The organism is Flavobacterium sp. CF136 (genome assembly GCF_000282055.1).
Taxonomy (GTDB): Bacteria; Bacteroidota; Bacteroidia; order Flavobacteriales; family Flavobacteriaceae; genus Flavobacterium.
In genome coordinates, this window is sequence record NZ_AKJZ01000040.1 from 74,873 (window position 1) to 92,852 (window position 17,980).

Sequence of the window (17,980 nt, forward strand, 5' to 3'; positions counted from 1 at the left end):
AAAATCCTTTTTAGAAGTTAATTGATTTAAACTCTTTTCTATTGAAAAAGAATACTCTAAAATATAGTTTTCCACTTCTGTTTTTATTTTTTTTGATAGCCTGCTCTACCAAAAGAGATACTTTTTTAGCTAGAAATTCACATGCTTTAAGTACAAAGTATAACATTTTGTATAATGGAGGAATCGGTTTAGACAAAGGTCTGAAGGCGATTAAAGCCAACGATCAGGATAATTTTTGGGAAATACTGCCAATTGAAAAAATGCAGGTAAATGAAAATTTCGCAGAGCAGGAGAAAACCAAAAACCCGGATTTTGAACTGGCAGAAACCAAAGCGACAAAAGCGATTCAGAAACATTCCATGAATATCGGAGGAAGAGAGAAAAACTCTCAAATGGATGAAGCCTATTTAATGCTTGGAAAAGCGCGGTATTATGGCCAGCGTTTTATTCCGGCACTTGAAGCCTTCAATTATATTTTATACAAATACCCAAATAGCAGTAATATTTACACTGCTAAAATTTGGCGTGAAAAAACAAATATGCGTTTAGGAAATGACGCAATTGTTATAAAAAACATCAAACTTTTATTAAAAAATACTGATTTAGATAAGCAAACATTTTCGGATGCAAATGCATTGTTGGCAGAAGCATTTTTAAATTTAGAAGAAAAAGACAGTGCAGTTACCAAACTAAAAATTGCTGAAAAATTTTCCAGAATAAATGAAGATAAAGCAAGGTATCGCTTCATTTTAGGACAAATGTATCAGAAGGCCGAAAAAAAAGACAGCGCAATTTATTTTTATGATGGTGTAATCGATATGAATCGAAAAGCCGACAGAAAATATATGATGCAGGCATATGCAAAAAAGGCACAAATGTTTGATTATGAAAATGGTAATGATACACTATTTTTAAAGACGTATAATAAACTGGTTAAAGATCGTGAAAACAGGCCTTATTACGATGTTTTGCTTTATGAAATGGGTGTCTTTTATGATAAAAAGAAAGAACGGGAAAATGCTTTAAAATTTTACAACAAATCTTTAGCAAGAAAATCTAAAGATTCTTATTTGGTTGCTTCGACTTATCGAAATATAGGAAATATGTATTTTAAGGATACGGATTATACTATGGCTGCCAAATATTACGACAGCACCCTGACAAAATTAAATCCTAAAACCAGAGAGTTTGTTTTTATTGAGAAAAACAGAAAAAACTTAGACAATGTCATAAAATACGAAGGAATAGCAAAACGTAACGACAGTATAATTAAAGTGAAGGGTTTACCGGAATCTGAAAGAAAAACATATTTTGAAAATTATATTGCGGAATTAAAAAAGAAAGACGAAGCTAAACGAATATTAGAAGAAAAAGAAAAGGAAAGATTAGCCAATATCGAGCAAAATACAAACTCAAATAGTGGACCGGTAGCTGTAAATCCTCAGTCACAAGGAAATAATCCTCCAATGAATCCTACCGGAAATTTTAATCCTCCAACAGGAAATGATGTTGCAAGCGCTTTCTATTTTTATAATCCATCGACAGTTGCATACGGAAAATTACAGTTTAAGAAAATGTGGGGAAACAGACCGTTAACAGGAAACTGGAGATTATCGTCTGCAAGGTCAAATGCAGATTCGGTATTGACAGATTCAATTAACAAGCAACAAGATTCAATAAATACACTGAAGGATTCGATTGTTATCGAAAAGTATACAACAGCATTTTACGAAAAACAACTTCCAACCACTCAAACGGCAATGGATAGTATTGGTAAAGAACGAAATTTTGCGTACTATCAATTAGGATTGATTTACAAAGAGAAATTTAAAGAATACGATCTGGCCAGTAGTAAATTTGAACAATTGCTCCGTAATAATCCTGAAGAAAAATGGATTTTGCCATCGAAGTATAATTTGTATAAAATATATCAGATTACGAACCCTTCAAAAGCTGAAGCTATAAAAGCAGATATTTCGTCAACATATCCAAATTCACGATATGCCCAGATTTTAAACAATACAAATCCTGAAAATGGTTCCAATTTATCGCCCGAAGAGGAATATAAAAAATGGTATAAATTATATAAGGAAGAACAGTATGACGTTGTTTTAGAAAATATTGATAATTTAATAAATCAATATTCCGGCGAGGATATAGTTTCTAAATTTGAATTGCTAAAAGCAAATACTTTGGCAAAAGTAAACGGTTTGGAAGCTTATAAGAAAGGTCTGGAAAACGTGGCAGATAATTACCCAAATAGCGAGGAGGGTAAAAATGCCCGTGAAATTTTAGAAAAACAAATTCCGAGCTTAGAAAAACTTGATTTTACTACAGTTGATGGGAAAAGCTGGAAAATTTTATATTCAGTTCCTAATGATGATACTAAAACAGCCAAAAAAATTGAAGAAGCAATTAAGGTTTTTTTGTTAGTTGAAAATTTTGAAAGATTAACAACTTCGTTTGATAAATACAATAAGACTGAAAGTTTTTTTGTAATTCACGGTATAAAATCAGAAGCTTATGCCAGAGATCTTGCAGGTGTTTTTAGAGATGATAAAAAGTATAAAATTACTCACCCTGCTATTATTATATCCAGTGAAAATTATAAGATAGTTCAAATGAAGAAAAATCTTCAAACGTATTTAGCCCCCAAAAACCCATAATAATCATGTTTGATAAAGTTAAAAAAAATGGCACAGAGCTTTTAGGTAAAACAAATAGAATCGTAGAAGGCACCTCAATTATTGGAGATATTGTTTCTAAAGCCGATTTTAGGCTGGACGGAGAATTGATAGGAAATTTTACCTCCCAGGGAAAACTTGTTATAGGTGCTTCAGGCGTTATAAAAGGAGAAATTGTGTGTAATAATGCTGATATTGAAGGAGAGTTTCAAGGAAAAATAAAAGTTTTAGAAGTCCTTAACATAAAAGCTACAGCACAAATTCACGGTGAAGTGCTGGTTGGTAAACTTTCTATAGAACCCGGAGCTGATTTTACAGCTACTTGTACCATGTTAACAAATGCTAAAGAAGTAACAATTAAAGATGGAAAAGGAACCGAACAGAAATCAGAGAAATAAATGGATTGCTCTCATTAATATTCCGATACAAATGGGAGTCATTATTTTTTTGTTTTCCTATGCCGGGAATTGGTTAGATGAAAACCATCCTAGTCCCAAAGTGTATTACAATAAGATTTTGGTTATGGTTGGTGTCGTGATTGCATTATATAATGTAATTCGCCAGGTAAACGAAATTAACAAATCAAAGTAATTTAATAATAACACCACCAATAAATAATGTTGCACCTTTGTGGCGAATAACTATTTATGATGAATTTAAAAAATTACAAACCATTACGCAATTTATTTATTTTGTCGGCTGTTTTTTATGCACTCCATAAACTCGTGTTTTATGTTTTTAAAATAAACGATAAGGGTTTTCATTACAATTTGGAGACTTTATATTTGTTATTTGTTGCGATAGCGAGTATGCTTTTTATTGTTTTAATAATAGTTAAGCAAAAAAGTTTTGATAATATAGGGATGGCATTTCTTTTTGGAACAAGTTTTCAAATGTTACTTTGTTATTTAGTTTTGAGACCAATCCTGCAGGATAAACTGCAAAACACACAAATAGAGAAAACGAATTTTTTTGTAACATTTATTTTATTTTTGTTGTTTGAAACGCTTTTAACTGCCCGATTATTAAATGAAAAGCGTTAAAATAAAGATTCTGTAAAACAAGGTTCAAAAATAATTTTTCATATCCTTTTGAATATTAATAAAAAATGTACCTTTGCACCAAAATTTAGAAACGTAAAAAATTAAGATATTTAACAGATATGGTGATTTCAAACAAACCACTTAGATTTATATTAGCAACTTTTGTAGCGTGTCTTCCTATAACTAGTTTTGCAAATCCGGAAACGGATTCAACAAAGGTACAAACAGAAGTAACACATGAAGCAGTTGCGGAAGGACATCACGAAGGGGCACATGCCGAACCAACAGATGTGAAATCTAAAATAAAAGGATTTATTAATCATCACGTTTTAGATTCACATGATTTTACTTTTACACAAGATGATGTAACAGGAAAGCATTATGGTTTTTCATTACCGGTTATTCTTTGGGACAATGGGTTGCACATTTTTTCTTCTGCAAAATTCGAACACGGTCATGCTGTGGCAGAATCTGATGGAAGTTACTATAAGATCAATCACCACGATGGTAAAATATACAGAACAGATGCTTCAGGAACAATTACTGAAGATGAAAAAACAGGTCATCCGACAAATGTTCGTCCATTAGATTTTTCAATTACAAAAACAGTAGTTTCTATCCTTGCAGCTGCATTATTAATGTTTTTGTTGTTTAGCAGTTTAGCAAGATCATATGCGAAAAATGGTGGAATTGCTTCAGGAGCAGGAAGAATTTTTGAGCCAATTGTAATTTATGTACGTGATGAAATTGCGATTCCTAACATCGGAGTGAAGCATTACAAAAAATACATGAGTTATTTATTGACAATCTTTTTCTTTATTTTGTTTTTAAATCTCTTCGGATTAACACCACTGGGAATTAATGCTACCGGTAACTTAACAATTACATTTTCTTTGGCAATATTAACTTTCTTAGTAACTAATTTTACAGCTAACAAAGATTATTGGGGACACATTTTTTGGATGCCGGGAGTGCCTAAATTAATGAGAATTGTTTTGGCTCCAATTGAATTGTTAGGAATTTTTATCAAGCCTTTTTCATTAATGATTCGTTTGTATGCAAATATTTTTGCAGGACACATTGTATTGATGAGTATCATTGGTTTGATGTTTATTTTCAAAAGCTGGATCGGAAGCAGTTTGTCTTTCGGATTGTCTTTTGTGCTTTCTATTCTTGAAATATTAGTGGCATTTTTACAAGCCTATATTTTTACGATGTTGTCAGCTCTTTATTTTGGTTCTGCGGTGCAGGAACACGGGCATGAAGAAGCGCACGTTTAATTTGAATTTTTTAATTTTTAATACATATTTATTATGACAACTATTCCAAACATTATTGGTGCAGGTTTAATCGTTATCGGAGCAGGTTTAGGTATTGGTAGAATTGGTGGTTCAGCAATGGACGCTATTGCTCGTCAACCAGAAGCTTCAGGAAAAATCCAAACGGCTATGCTTATTGCTGCTGCACTTATTGAAGGTATTGGTTTCGCTGCGTTATTCGCATCTTAATTAAAACACAAAAACATAGTTACAACGGTTGGTTGTAACTATTGTTTTAAAATTAAAACATTAAAAATTGCATTTTTATAAGCAATTTTAAAAAAGCATAATTTAAAATTTATAATTATATATAATGGATAAGTTAATAAATCAGTTTGAATTCGGATTGTTCTTTTGGCAAATATTAATATTTGTTGGATTAATATTTTTATTAAAAAAATTCGCTTGGAAACCTATTCTTGATGCAGTAAATGAGAGAGAAGAAGGAATTAAAAATGCTTTGCTTTCTGCTGAAAATGCAAGACAGGAAATGCAAAATTTACAAGCAGACAATCAAAGAATTCTGAATGAAGCACGTGCTGAGCGTGACGCGATGCTAAAAGAAGCACGTGAGATGAAAGAGAAAATGATTACTGATTCTAAAAACGAAGCACAAGCACAAGGTCAAAAAATGATCGAGCAAGCTAAAGCGGCTATCGAAAGTGAAAAAAATGCAGCTATGGCTGAATTGAAATCACAAGTTTCTACTTTATCATTAAGCATTGCAGAGAAATTATTGAAAGAGGAATTATCTAACAAAGAAGCTCAAACTAAATTGGTTGAGAAAATGTTAGGTGACGTAAAGTTAAATTAAAATTATGGCAAGTACAAGAGCAGCAATTCGTTATGCAAAAGCAATTCTGGACTTAGCAAACTCTAAAGGTGTTGCCGAAGCAGTAAATAACGATATGAAATCGATTGCTTCAACAATCAGTGCAAATGCAGAATTAAGTGCTTTTATTCAAAATCCAACTACAAAAGTTGAGGTTAAAGAAAGTGCTCTTTTAGAAGTTTTTGCAAATATAAATGGTGTAACCAAAGGTTTATTTCATTTATTATTCGAAAACAAAAGATTCGAAATTCTAGATGCAATTGCAGTAGAATACAGTAAAGTATTTGATGAAGGTAATGGAATTGAAGTAGCAAAAGTTACGACAGCAATCCCAATGGATGCTGCTTTAGAGGCTAAAGTTTTGGCTAAAATTGCGACTTTGTCAGATAAGAAAATAACGATAGAGAATATAGTAGACGCTTCAATTATTGGAGGGTTTATTTTGAGAATAGGCGATAAGCAATACAATGCTTCTGTTGCAAACAGATTACAAATATTAAAAAGAGAGTTAAGTAATTAGTTTTATCACACATAAAAGTGTCTAAATTATAAATTAAGATGGCGGAAATCAAACCTGCTGAAATTTCAGCAATATTAAGAAAGCAAGTAGAAGGTTTTGAATCTGGTGCTACGCTAGAAGAAGTAGGAACAGTACTTCAAGTTGGAGATGGTATTGCTCGTGTTTATGGGCTATCTAACGTACAATATGGAGAGTTAGTTGAATTTGATAACGGACTTGAAGCGATTGTATTAAACCTTGAAGAAGATAATGTTGGTGTAGTACTTTTAGGACCATCAACAGGAATCAAAGAAGGATCAACAGCAAAAAGAACACAACGTATCGCTTCTCTTAAAGTAGGTGAGCAAATGGTAGGACGTGTAGTAAACACTCTTGGTTTTCCAATTGATGGAAAAGGCCCAATAGGAGGAGACTTATACGAAATGCCTTTAGAAAGAAAAGCACCTGGTGTTATCTTCCGTCAGCCAGTAACTGAGCCATTACAAACAGGAGTAAAAGCAGTTGATGCTATGATCCCGGTTGGTCGTGGACAACGTGAGCTTGTAATTGGTGACCGTCAAACAGGTAAATCAACTGTTTGTATCGATACAATCTTAAATCAAAAAGAATTTTATGATGCAGGAAAACCTGTATTCTGTATATATGTTGCAATTGGGCAAAAAGCTTCAACTGTAGCAGGAATCGCTAAAATGTTAGAAGAAAAAGGTGCAATGGCTTATACAGTTATTGTTGCCGCTAATGCTTCTGACCCGGCTCCAATGCAAGTTTATGCTCCTTTCGCAGGTGCTGCAATTGGAGAATACTTTAGAGATTCTGGCCGTCCGGCACTTATTGTTTATGATGATTTATCTAAACAAGCTGTTGCTTACCGTGAGGTTTCTCTTTTATTAAGAAGACCACCGGGACGTGAGGCATATCCTGGAGACGTTTTCTACTTACACTCTCGTTTACTAGAGCGTGCTTGTAAAGTAATTGCTGATGATGGAATTGCTAAAAACATGAATGATTTACCAGATTCTATCAAGTCTATCGTAAAAGGTGGCGGTTCATTAACTGCATTGCCAATTATCGAAACTCAGGCAGGAGACGTTTCTGCATATATCCCAACAAACGTAATTTCGATTACAGATGGTCAGATTTTCCTTGATGGAGATTTGTTTAACTCTGGAGTTCGTCCTGCTATCAACGTAGGTATATCTGTATCTCGTGTTGGAGGTAATGCTCAAATTAAATCAATGAAAAAAGTTTCCGGAACTTTAAAATTAGATCAGGCTCAATTCCGTGAATTAGAAGCTTTCGCTAAATTTGGTTCTGACCTGGATTCTGTTACTTTAAACGTAATTGAAAAAGGAAAAAGAAACGTTGAAATCTTGAAACAAGGTTTGAATGATCCTTATACAGTAGAAAATCAAGTAGCTATTATTTATGCAGGTTCTAAAAACTTATTAAAAAACGTTCCTGTAAATAAAGTAAAAGAATTCGAAGCAGATTTCTTGGCATACTTAAACAGCAAGCATAAAGATACACTTAATGCATTGAAAATTGGCAAGTTAGATGATAACATTACTGATGTTATCGAAAAAGCAGCAAAAGAAATTTCAGCAAAATATAACTAATAAGACAATTAGATAATTAGGTAATTGAAGATATCTTAAGATTTTTTCAATTATCTAATTGACTAATTATCAAATTTTCTAATTAGAAAAGATGGCAAATTTAAAGGAAATCCGTAATAGAATTACTTCCGTTTCATCGACGATGCAGATTACATCGGCTATGAAAATGGTTTCTGCTGCAAAGCTTAAGAAAGCACAAGATGCAATCACTGCAATGCGTCCTTATGCCGAGAAATTAACGGAGTTGTTACAAAATCTTTCTGCTACACTTGAAGGTGAAGTAGGTGGTGATTACACAACACAACGTGAAGTAAAAAAAGTATTGCTTGTTGCTATAACTTCGAACAGAGGTTTATGTGGTGCATTCAATTCAAATGTTATTAAAGAAATTAAAAACCGTACTCAGTTTTACGCTGGAAAACAAGTTGATGTTTTTCCAATTGGGAAAAAAGGAAATGATGTTTTAGCCAAAACGCATAAAGTTCACGGTCATCATAATTCAATTTTTGATCATTTGACTTTTGAAAATGTTGCAGGAATTGCGGATAATTTGACTGAAAAATTCTTATCAGGCGAATACGACAGAATTGAATTGATTTACAATCAGTTTAAAAACGCAGCTACTCAAATCGTTCAAACAGAACAATTTTTACCTTTGGCTCCAATTAAATCTGATACGCCGGTTTCTACTGGTGATTATATTTTTGAACCTTCTAAAGAAGAAATTGTGTTGACATTGATTCCTAAATCATTAAAAACTCAATTATACAAAGGTATTCGTGACTCATTTGCTTCAGAACATGGAGCGCGTATGACAGCAATGCATAAAGCAACTGACAACGCTACTGAATTGAGAAACCAATTAAAATTGACTTACAATAAAGCACGTCAGGCAGCTATTACTAACGAAATCTTAGAGATTGTTGGTGGAGCAGAAGCTTTGAACGGATAATATTTGAGATAAAGACAAAAAGAGCCGACATAATTTATGTCGGCTCTTTTATTTTATATAAATTTCAGTTATAATATTGGATTTAATGTTAAAATGGTGATTCCTGAGAAATTGTTTTCCCAAGAATCAATTCCATTTTACACATTCGTTTTAACGGATATTATTTCTAATTCCGTTTTGCTTTGTTTTTATGGGAACAAATTAGCTTTATAATCCCAATGCTCTTTTTATTTATAAGGGTTGCTACAGCTCGATCACTCCCTTGCTTTGTTTTAGGGTACAAATAGCTAAATTTTCCCGGCTCTGTTTTTTTGAGGGTTACTGCAGCTGAATCAATCCCTTTGCTTTGTTTTTTATGGGAACAAACTAGCTTTATTAGTCCCAGTGCTCTGTTTTTTTGAGGGTTACTACAGCTGAATCACTCCCTTGCTTTGTTTTATGGTACAATTAGCTAAATTTTCCTTGCTCTGTTTTTTGAGGGTTACTACAGCTTGTTAATCCCTTGCTTTGTTTTATGGTACACCTAGCTAAATTTTCCTTGCTCTGTTTTTTAAGGGTTACCTACAGCTGATCAATCCCTTGCTTTGTTTTTTATGGGAACAAACTAGCTTTATCAGTCCCAGTGCTTTGTTTTTTTAAGGGTTACTTTTTAGCTGAATCAATCCCTGAATTTATTACAATTTTTTTATAAAAGAAATTATCCATTTATATATTACAAATATTCGATTATATTATGAAAGCCACAATACCCACATTTAGTGATTTTTAATTTATTTTTCAAAAAAAGGTTTTGTTTTGTAAAAGCTTGTATTACAAATATATAATAGATAAATTTTTAAAAAGTTATATAATTTTTATTATTTATTACACAATTATAATGTTATAGTTTGATTGAAATAGTGCTTGAAAATTAAAAGATAAGTATTTTTGACTAAATTATTGCTTTAGACAAAATGGACTTAAAAATAACAGAATTGACAACTATTAAAGAAATGCTGATTGAAATTGATACAATAAGATTTCTTTATCCCAATCTTTCGGCTGAAAAATATGAAAATTATTTATCAGAAATGATTCCTCATAATTATACTCAGATAGCTGTTTTTGAAAATGATGTTTGTTTAGGAATTACCGGTTGTTGGTCAGCAACCAAATTATGGACAGGTAAATATCTTGAAATTGATAATTTTGTTGTACACCCGGAACATCGGTCTAAAGGAATAGGAAAGATGCTGACAGAATATATCGAACAAAAAGCATTAGATCTGGATTGCAGCAGTATTGTTTTAGATGCTTATACAGAGAATTTTGCAGCACATCGTTTTTATTATAATCAGGGTTATGGACCGCGAGGATTTCATTTTGTGAAAATTTTGGATGAAAAAAAGTTAACACACTAAAATTAGATAAAGTTTCTTTTTATTGAATTAATAAAAACGATAATAAACCAAAGAATTGGTTATTTTTGTTTTTTGAAAACTTTATTACTAAATTATTTTGGGATTATATAAAAATCTATTCAAACAGACAGCCATTTACGGATTAGCAACAGTATTACCCCGAATGCTAAGTTTTTTATTGGTTAGATTATACACAGGTATTTTACCAACTGCAGAATATGGTGAAGTTTCGATCGTTTTGTCATGGATGGTTTTCTTTAACGTAATACTTTCTTACGGAATGGAAACTGCTTTTTTTAGATTTTACAGTGCCGAAGATGACAAGAAAAATGTAATTGCCACATCTACAATATCTATATTTTGGTCGTCTATAGGATTTTTGTTTGCAGCATTACTTTTTAGGAACACATTGGCCAATTGGGCCGAAGTTGATGTACAGTATATAACTTATTCGATTTGGATATTAGTTTTGGATGCATTGGTTTTAGTCCCTTTTTCTAAATTAAGAGCCAATCAGAGACCAATGGTTTATGCGGCAATAAAAATTGGAAATGTTATAATAAATCTTCTTCTTAATATTTTCTTTTTAATCTTTTTGCCAAAAATTGCAGCGGCAAACCCTAATTCTGTTTGGGATAATTTATACGTTGAGAATTTTCAGATTGCTTATATTTTCATTGCTAATTTATTGGCAAGTTTAGCCACGTTTGTTGTTCTTTCCCCAAATTATCTTTCGCTTGGAAGAAAGTTTGACCCTGTACTTTGGAAAAAGATGATGAAATATGGTCTGCCAATTTTGGTTGCCGGAATTGCATTTGCCGTTAACGAACATTTTGATAAAATTTTACTGGGATACTTATTGCCTGAAAATATCGCAAAATCAGAAGTGGGAGCTTATTCTGCTTGTTACAAATTAGGGTTGTTTATGGTTTTGTTTGCAACAGCTTTCAGACTTGGAATTGAACCTTTCTTTTTCAGTCATGCAAAAAATGAAAATGCACCACAAACGTATGCTGTTATTACTAAATATTTTGTGATTTTAGGATCACTTATTTTATTAGGCGTGATTGTTTTTGCTGATATTTTAAAATTACTTCTGCTTGAGAATAGATCATATTGGGAAGCTATGAAAGTAGTACCGTTAATTATTTTGGCTAATTTCTTTTTAGGGATCTACAATAATTTATCGGTTTGGTATAAATTGACAGATAAAACAAAAATAGGAGCTTACATCTCTATTGTTGGTGCTATTGTAACTTTGGTTTTAAATTATTTATTAATTCCAAAATACAGTTATTACGGATCAGCAATTGCTACTATTTCAGCTTATGGAAGCATGATGTTAATCTCGTATACTTTAGGAAATAAATACTATCCAATACCTTATGATATGAATAAAATTGGCGCTTATTTAGGAATTTCAATTATATTTTCGGCTATCTCTTTTTATGGATTCAGAGAAAATTATTTTGTTGGAATTCCGTTATTTTTAGCTTTCGTTTATTTTGTTTATCATAACGAAAAAGACACAATCAAAGGAATTATGAATAGAAAGTAATCTAAATTCAATTTTACTTTTTTATCTTTTTAAATTAAAATGAAAATACAAATTATCAATAAATCTCAGCACGATTTACCAAACTACGAAACAATTGCTTCGGCAGGAATGGATTTACGTGCAAATTTAACCGAATCAATAACCCTAAAACCATTAGAAAGAATCATTGTAAAAACGGGACTTTTTATTGAATTACCAATTGGTTTCGAAGCACAGGTTCGGCCGAGAAGCGGTTTAGCTGCTAAAAAAGGAATTACGGTTTTAAATTCTCCAGGAACTGTTGATGCCGATTATAGAGGAGAAATAGGTGTAATTTTAGTAAATTTATCAAATGAAGCCTTTGTTATTGAAAACGGAGAACGAATTGCACAATTAATTATTGCCAAACACGAAAGAGCCGAATGGATAGAAGTATCAGCACTTTCTGAAACAACCAGAGGTGAAGGCGGTTTTGGAAGCACAGGAGTAAAATAAAAAATTTAATAATTTTAAAGATTGATAATTACAAAGATTCCATAATCTTGTAATTATCAATCTTTAAATCTTTCAATAAAAACATGAAAATAATCGTTCCAATGGCAGGTCGCGGTTCAAGACTTAGGCCACATACTTTAACCATCCCTAAACCATTAATTCCAGTTGCAGGAAAATCAATTGTACATCGTTTAGTCGAAGACATTGCTAAAATATTAAAAGAACCTGTTGAAGAAGTTGCATTTATATTAGGAGATGAAGCTTTTTTTGGAGAAGATCTTGTGGTAAGCTTACAAGAACTGGCACAAAGTTTAGGTGCAAAAGCATCTATTTATCGTCAGGATTTACCTTTGGGCACCGGTCATGCGATTATGTGTGCAAAAGATTCTTTATCAGGTCCGGCAGTAATTGCATATGCTGATACTTTAATCAGAGCTGATTTTGAATTAGATCCAGCGGCAGATGCGGTAATTTGGGTAAAACAGGTTGACGAACCGGAAGCTTTTGGTGTAGTAAAGTTAAACACAAATAATGAAATCGTAGAATTGGTAGAAAAACCAAAAGAATTTGTGAGTGATTTAGCCGTTATCGGAATATATTATTTTAAGGAAGTTGGTGATCTGAAAAAAGAACTTCAAAATGTTTTGGACAATAATATTCAAAACGGTGGAGAATATCAGATTAATGACGGAATTAAGGCAATGATGGCCAACGGAAAAGTTTTTAAAACCGGAAGCGTTGATGAATGGATGGATTGCGGAAACAAAAATGTTACTGTTGAAACCAATTCAAGAATGCTGGGATTTTTGCATAATGACGGAGAACATTTAGTTGATTATGATGTGAAATTAGAAAACGCAACCATTATTCCTCCTTGTTATATTGGAGAAAATGTAGTGTTGAAAAATGCAACAATTGGTCCAAATGTTTCTTTAGGAAAAGGATGTCATGTTACCGACAGTACTATTAAAAACAGCTTGGTACAAACTTATTCACAAATTAAAAATGCTAATTTAGACAATGCAATGATTGGAAATCATGTGAGTTACGATGGTAAATTTACAAGCATCAGCATTGGTGATTATTCAGTTTTAGAATAAAAAATTCAGTTTAAGCAGATTCTGGGGATAAAATAAAATTATAAAGGGAATGAAAAAAAGAGTTTTAGTAATTTTATTTTTTGCGTTACTTGGCAATACGGTTTCGGTTTTGGCTCAGACAGAACCAGAAGATATTGCTATGACTACCGATGAATATAAAGACTCTTTTTATGAATCTTTAAAGCAAAAAGGAATTGAAAATTATGATAAAGCAATCGTTTCCTTAGAAAAATGTATAAAGCTTAAACCAAATGATGCTGTAGCATATTTTGAATTGGGGAAAAATTATTTTGCTTTAAAAGAATATCAAAACGCACAAAGCTCATTCGAAAAAGCAACTCAATTAGATCCGAAGAATAAATGGTTTTGGCTTGGGATTTATGATGTTAGCTATGAAACCAAAAATTATCCATTGGCGATTGAAACGATTCAAAAAATTATTCCATTCGACGAAGAGTATAAAGATGATTTGATTTCGTTATACATGATTACCAATCAGTATGATAAGGCACTTTCCCTTATTACCGAAATGAATGATAAATTCGGGAAATCAGAAGATCGCGAAAGATATAAATTACAGATTCTGTCACAGGGAAAATATCAAAATGCAGAGATTTCCAATTTGATTGATCAGATCAAAAAAAATCCGAAAGAAGAATCAAATTATGTAAACCTGATTTTTTTGTATTCAAAATCCGAAGAAACAGACAAAGCTTTAGAAGTTATAAAACAATTGGCAAAAGAAGTTCCAAATTCAGAATGGGGTCAGGTAAGTTTGTTTAAAGTATACTTGGATGCAAACCAGGCAGACAAAGCTATTAAATCGATGAATGTAATTTTGTCAAGTTCAAAAATTGATTCAAAAATAAAACATCGTACTCTAAATGAGTTTTTGATTTATGTGAATAAAAATCCGCAATACGCTCCTGATCTGGAAAAAGCGATTGCTTATTTTGATAATGATAAAGAGGTAGATGTCGCAAAAGAAATTGGAAAATTTTACCATAGTAAAAACCAATTTGAAAATGCGATTAAATATTATGAGAAAGACTTAAAATCAAATTCGGATACAGATCGCGAGACCAATTTGCTTTTACTTGAAGTTTATATGAAAGCGAAGCAATTTGAACCAATGACAAAAAGGGCTATGAATATGATTGAAGTTTATCCGAGTCAGCCACAATTTTATTATTATGCCGGTTTGGGAAATAATCAGCTACAACAATTTAAAAATGCAAAAACCGTTTTAGAAATGGGCCTTGATTATGTTGTTGACGATATAAAACTGGAAGCGAATTTTAATATTCAGTTAGGAGAGGCTTATAATGGATTAGGGGATGCCAAGAAAAAAGAGGAATACTTTTTGAAAGCAAATGAATTATTAAAGAATAAAAAATAAAAAGATTAAATTCAGATGAAAAAATATATAGCGGTAGTATTGATGGCAATCTTTATGATTTCCTGTAAGTCTAAAGCAGTTGCAGTACAAAATAGCAACAGTGAAGTTGTAGCAAAAACAGATAATAAGGTTATAGAAAAACATTATGATAATAAATTAAATTTCTCAACACTATACATAAAAGCGAATGCCAGATATGTGGATGAAAAACAGAGTCAGAATGTTACTGCCGAAATAAAAATTAAAAAAGATGAGCAAATTTTGGTAAGTGTTCGTTTTCTGGGAATCACAATGGCAAAAGCTTTGATTACACCAACGGCAGTAAGTTATTATGAGAAAATAAACGGAACTTATTATGAAGGGGATTTTACCAGTTTAAGTAAATGGTTAGGGACTGAACTTGATTACAGTAAAGTACAAAATTTATTGGTTGGGGAAGCTTTAGATGATTTGAGAAAAGGAAAATATACACAAACAATTGTAGAAAACCTTATTCGTCTGGAAGATGGAAAAGATAATAATCTGAAAAAAGCATTCTTTTTGGACGCTGAAAAATATTTGCTTCAAAAAGAAGAAATATCTCAAACAGAAGAAAATAGAATGTTAGAGATTAAATATTCTGATAATAAAGTTTTCGATCAGGGAATACTTCCGGCAAGTATCGAAATTAATGCGATTCAGCCAAAAGGAAGAACAGATATTAATTTAAATTACAATACAATATCGTTCAACGAGGAACTTTCTTTCCCATATAGTGTTCCAAGTGGCTATAAAAAAATTATAATTAAGTAAATTTGCAAAAAGATAATAGAAAAATGCCAAAATTTCTCCTAAGCCTAATTTTTATATGTGCCACAACTTTTGTGTGGGCACAAGATTCGCAACAAGAAAAACTTGAACAGCGAAAAGCTCAGATTCAGCAGGAAATCAGGGACAACGAAAAAATGCTTCAATCTGTAAAGAAAAAAGAGAAATCTGCTGTTAACGTTTTTCTTATTCAGGCCAATAAAATAAAATTAAAAGAAAAATTGATAAACACTACCGCAAAGCAAGAAAAGCTTCTAAGCAATGATATGTATATTAATCAATTAAAAGTAAATAAGTTAAAAAGGGAATTGGCAGTATTGAAAGAAGATTATGCCAAAATGATCCTGAAATCATACAAAAGCCGTTCTGAACAAAGCAGGGCAATGTTTATTTTGTCTTCAGAAAGTTTTTTACAGGCTTATAAAAGAGCTCAATATTTAAAACAATATACCAATTTCAGAAAAAATCAAGGTTTAGAAATTCAGTCTAAAACAGCAGAATTAGTTGACTATAATGCTAAATTAGATGGACAAAGAAAGGTGAAGAAAAAAATCATTGCCGAAAATCAAAAAGAAAAACAAAGCTTAGAAGTCGAAAAGAAAGAGCAGCAAAAGTTAGTTAATTCGATTAAAAAAGACAAAAATAAAATTATTGCCGATACAAGAGCGAAACAGAAGGAATCAAAAGCAATTGATGCGAAAATTAAACAATTGATTCGTGCTGCTATTGCTGAAGCAAATAGAAAAGCAGAAGAAGAAAGACGAAAACGAATAGCAGAAGGCAAAAGCACTGAAAGTAGTGAACCGGCACCAGCTAAAAGTTTTTCATCTGATAGGATTGCGTTAACGCCAGAAGGTAAAATATTAGCAGCTGATTTTAAGGCAAACAGAGGAAAATTACCATGGCCGGTAGAAAAAGGATTTATTTCATTAGGCTATGGAGATCAGCCGCACCCACTATATCCATCACTGACCGTTCATAATTCCGGAGTAGAGATTACAACAGAACAAGGAGCAAATGCGCGGGCCGTATTTGAAGGAGTAGTGTCAAAAGTTATAGCATTGTCTCCTGTAAACAGAGCTGTTTTTATTCAGCATGGAGATTACTTTACCGTATATCAAAACCTAAGTTCGGTATCTGTTGAACAAGGTGACAAAGTAAAAGTTAAGCAAAGTATTGGAAAAGTAAGAACCAGTGGCGACACAGGAAAAACAATCATTAAGTTTTTGATTCTTCAAAACACATCAAATAATAATCCGGAAGGATGGTTACAAAACAGATAAATATAAAGGGAGCTAAATTGGCTCCCTTTTTTATTATTATTGCTGTTGCTGCTGTTGCTGCAAACGATCCATATAATCCAGCTGCTCCTGAATACGTGATGAAACTTCCTGAAGTTTAACATCATTGATTTCCTCAAATTGTCGTCCATCTTCATAACCAATCGAAACACAAACAGAAAGTGTTTGCCTTGCTAATCCTTTAAAAGTTCCTTTTATCGGTGTACAATCGCTAAAATTTCTTCCTACAGAAAGGCGAACATGATTATCCATTGTCCAGATATTATTGGTTGGATCCAGACCTAACCACCCTTGTGTTGGCGTATAAATTTCTACCCAGGCATGTGTGGCGCCTTCTCCGCGAAAACCACTTTCATTAGGGCAAATATAGCCGCTCACATATCGGGACGGAATTCCGGCAGTACGCAAAAGTTGTAATAGTATATGAGCAAAATCCTGACAAACCCCTTTTTTGAGTGTCAAAATTTCATCAACCGTAGTTTCGATATTGGTAATTCCTTTGGTGTAAGTGAAATTCTCGAAAACATATGCATTGCATTGCTGTGCGATTTCAATAATTGACTTATTTTCGATATTAATTTCTTTCAGAATGTTTTCAATTTCGTTCTGTTTTTCAATATTATCGATATAGCAAAGGCGTAATAATAAAATGCTTTTTTCTTTGTCTTCCCGAATATCATCCACGGAAGTGGCATCAATCTCCGGAATTTTAAGAGAGTGATTAACGCGAACGAGCATTCTGGATTCAATCGTCATTTCGGTATGAGCATCCAAAACATTGAAATTGCCCATACGATTTCCGTAATAATCTGCAGAAATATCAACGTCGGGATTATGAGTAATTAATAGCTGATATTGCAATACTTCCTGATTTTCAAAATGATGTGGAAACAATCTGATTTCGTTAATGCTTTCTTTTATCGGCCAATTGTATTGATATTTTGTAATGTGAACTATTTTGAAAACCGCCATATT

The 17,980-nt window shown here is 32.4% G+C and carries 17 protein-coding genes; 16 read left to right on the plus strand and 1 reads right to left on the minus strand.

What is annotated here, in order from left to right; all coding sequences use genetic code 11:
* Positions 1 to 41 precede the first annotated feature (41 nt).
* The 16 genes from PMI10_RS12540 to PMI10_RS12620 all read left to right on the plus strand — a co-directional run bounded on the left by PMI10_RS12540 (position 42) and on the right by PMI10_RS12620 (position 16,987).
* Positions 42 to 2,666 (plus strand): type IX secretion system periplasmic lipoprotein PorW/SprE, encoded by a 2,625-nt coding sequence (locus PMI10_RS12540; protein ID WP_007808432.1) that lies wholly within the window; start codon positions 42 to 44, stop codon positions 2,664 to 2,666.
* A gap of 5 nt (positions 2,667 to 2,671) precedes the next feature.
* Positions 2,672 to 3,082, plus strand: a complete 411-nt coding sequence (locus tag PMI10_RS12545) for a bactofilin family protein (protein WP_007808434.1) — start codon at positions 2,672 to 2,674, stop codon at positions 3,080 to 3,082.
* On the plus strand, positions 3,048 to 3,275 hold the full coding sequence (locus tag PMI10_RS12550) for an AtpZ/AtpI family protein (RefSeq protein WP_007808436.1): 228 nt from the start codon (positions 3,048 to 3,050) through the stop codon (positions 3,273 to 3,275). The genes PMI10_RS12545 and PMI10_RS12550 overlap by 35 nt, the downstream gene beginning before the upstream one ends.
* A gap of 571 nt (positions 3,276 to 3,846) precedes the next feature.
* Positions 3,847 to 5,007: a F0F1 ATP synthase subunit A gene (atpB, locus tag PMI10_RS12560; protein ID WP_007808442.1), complete on the plus strand. Its 1,161-nt coding sequence runs from the start codon at positions 3,847 to 3,849 to the stop codon at positions 5,005 to 5,007.
* Positions 5,008 to 5,040: 33 nt separating this feature from the next.
* Positions 5,041 to 5,235 carry an ATP synthase F0 subunit C gene (gene atpE, locus PMI10_RS12565; protein ID WP_007808444.1) on the plus strand — a complete coding sequence of 65 codons (195 nt, stop codon included), beginning with the start codon at positions 5,041 to 5,043 and terminating at the stop codon, positions 5,233 to 5,235.
* Between the two features lie 124 nt (positions 5,236 to 5,359).
* Positions 5,360 to 5,860 (plus strand): F0F1 ATP synthase subunit B, encoded by a 501-nt coding sequence (locus PMI10_RS12570; protein WP_007808446.1) that lies wholly within the window; start codon positions 5,360 to 5,362, stop codon positions 5,858 to 5,860.
* A 4-nt stretch (positions 5,861 to 5,864) separates the two neighbouring features.
* A complete protein-coding gene (gene atpH, locus PMI10_RS12575; RefSeq protein ID WP_007808448.1) occupies positions 5,865 to 6,398 on the plus strand; it encodes an ATP synthase F1 subunit delta in 534 nt (177 codons plus the stop codon).
* Positions 6,399 to 6,436: 38 nt separating this feature from the next.
* On the plus strand, positions 6,437 to 8,014 hold the full coding sequence (gene atpA / locus PMI10_RS12580; RefSeq protein ID WP_007808449.1) for a F0F1 ATP synthase subunit alpha: 1,578 nt from the start codon (positions 6,437 to 6,439) through the stop codon (positions 8,012 to 8,014).
* A 91-nt stretch (positions 8,015 to 8,105) separates the two neighbouring features.
* A complete protein-coding gene (atpG, locus tag PMI10_RS12585) occupies positions 8,106 to 8,966 on the plus strand; it encodes an ATP synthase F1 subunit gamma (RefSeq protein WP_007808450.1) in 861 nt (286 codons plus the stop codon).
* A 953-nt stretch (positions 8,967 to 9,919) separates the two neighbouring features.
* Positions 9,920 to 10,366 carry a GNAT family N-acetyltransferase gene (locus PMI10_RS12590; protein ID WP_007808451.1) on the plus strand — a complete coding sequence of 149 codons (447 nt, stop codon included), beginning with the start codon at positions 9,920 to 9,922 and terminating at the stop codon, positions 10,364 to 10,366.
* 97 nt (positions 10,367 to 10,463) lie between these two features.
* A complete protein-coding gene (locus PMI10_RS12595; RefSeq protein ID WP_007808452.1) occupies positions 10,464 to 11,924 on the plus strand; it encodes a lipopolysaccharide biosynthesis protein in 1,461 nt (486 codons plus the stop codon).
* A 39-nt stretch (positions 11,925 to 11,963) separates the two neighbouring features.
* Positions 11,964 to 12,398 carry a dUTP diphosphatase gene (dut, locus tag PMI10_RS12600; protein ID WP_007808453.1) on the plus strand — a complete coding sequence of 145 codons (435 nt, stop codon included), beginning with the start codon at positions 11,964 to 11,966 and terminating at the stop codon, positions 12,396 to 12,398.
* 83 nt (positions 12,399 to 12,481) lie between these two features.
* On the plus strand, positions 12,482 to 13,498 hold the full coding sequence (locus PMI10_RS12605) for a sugar phosphate nucleotidyltransferase (protein WP_007808454.1): 1,017 nt from the start codon (positions 12,482 to 12,484) through the stop codon (positions 13,496 to 13,498).
* A 49-nt stretch (positions 13,499 to 13,547) separates the two neighbouring features.
* On the plus strand, positions 13,548 to 14,897 hold the full coding sequence (locus PMI10_RS12610) for a tetratricopeptide repeat protein (protein WP_007808455.1): 1,350 nt from the start codon (positions 13,548 to 13,550) through the stop codon (positions 14,895 to 14,897).
* Positions 14,898 to 14,912: 15 nt separating this feature from the next.
* On the plus strand, positions 14,913 to 15,689 hold the full coding sequence (locus PMI10_RS12615; protein WP_007808456.1) for a DUF4292 domain-containing protein: 777 nt from the start codon (positions 14,913 to 14,915) through the stop codon (positions 15,687 to 15,689).
* A 23-nt stretch (positions 15,690 to 15,712) separates the two neighbouring features.
* Positions 15,713 to 16,987: a murein hydrolase activator EnvC family protein gene (locus tag PMI10_RS12620; RefSeq protein WP_007808459.1), complete on the plus strand. Its 1,275-nt coding sequence runs from the start codon at positions 15,713 to 15,715 to the stop codon at positions 16,985 to 16,987.
* Between the two features lie 36 nt (positions 16,988 to 17,023).
* Here the strand turns inward: PMI10_RS12620 and PMI10_RS12625 are convergent, their stop codons facing one another.
* Positions 17,024 to 17,977, minus strand: a complete 954-nt coding sequence (locus PMI10_RS12625; protein ID WP_007808460.1) for a transglutaminase family protein — start codon at positions 17,975 to 17,977, stop codon at positions 17,024 to 17,026.
* Positions 17,978 to 17,980: the final 3 nt, after the last annotated feature.

Bases quoted from the DNA above. Each gene is read 5' to 3' on its own strand.
- PMI10_RS12545 (WP_007808434.1), top strand. From the start codon at position 2,672: ATGTTTGATAAAGTTAAAAAAAATGGCACAGAGCTTTTAGGTAAAACA.
- atpH (WP_007808448.1), top strand. From the start codon at position 5,865: ATGGCAAGTACAAGAGCAGCAATTCGTTATGCAAAAGCAATTCTGGAC.
- atpE (WP_007808444.1), top strand. From the start codon at position 5,041: ATGACAACTATTCCAAACATTATTGGTGCAGGTTTAATCGTTATCGGA.
- PMI10_RS12625 (WP_007808460.1), bottom strand. From the start codon at position 17,977: ATGGCGGTTTTCAAAATAGTTCACATTACAAAATATCAATACAATTGG.
- PMI10_RS12590 (WP_007808451.1), top strand. From the start codon at position 9,920: ATGGACTTAAAAATAACAGAATTGACAACTATTAAAGAAATGCTGATT.
- PMI10_RS12605 (WP_007808454.1), top strand. From the start codon at position 12,482: ATGAAAATAATCGTTCCAATGGCAGGTCGCGGTTCAAGACTTAGGCCA.
- PMI10_RS12550 (WP_007808436.1), top strand. From the start codon at position 3,048: ATGGAAAAGGAACCGAACAGAAATCAGAGAAATAAATGGATTGCTCTC.
- PMI10_RS12615 (WP_007808456.1), top strand. From the start codon at position 14,913: ATGAAAAAATATATAGCGGTAGTATTGATGGCAATCTTTATGATTTCC.
- atpG (WP_007808450.1), top strand. From the start codon at position 8,106: ATGGCAAATTTAAAGGAAATCCGTAATAGAATTACTTCCGTTTCATCG.
- PMI10_RS12570 (WP_007808446.1), top strand. From the start codon at position 5,360: ATGGATAAGTTAATAAATCAGTTTGAATTCGGATTGTTCTTTTGGCAA.
- PMI10_RS12620 (WP_007808459.1), top strand. From the start codon at position 15,713: ATGCCAAAATTTCTCCTAAGCCTAATTTTTATATGTGCCACAACTTTT.
- atpA (WP_007808449.1), top strand. From the start codon at position 6,437: ATGGCGGAAATCAAACCTGCTGAAATTTCAGCAATATTAAGAAAGCAA.
- PMI10_RS12610 (WP_007808455.1), top strand. From the start codon at position 13,548: ATGAAAAAAAGAGTTTTAGTAATTTTATTTTTTGCGTTACTTGGCAAT.
- dut (WP_007808453.1), top strand. From the start codon at position 11,964: ATGAAAATACAAATTATCAATAAATCTCAGCACGATTTACCAAACTAC.
- atpB (WP_007808442.1), top strand. From the start codon at position 3,847: ATGGTGATTTCAAACAAACCACTTAGATTTATATTAGCAACTTTTGTA.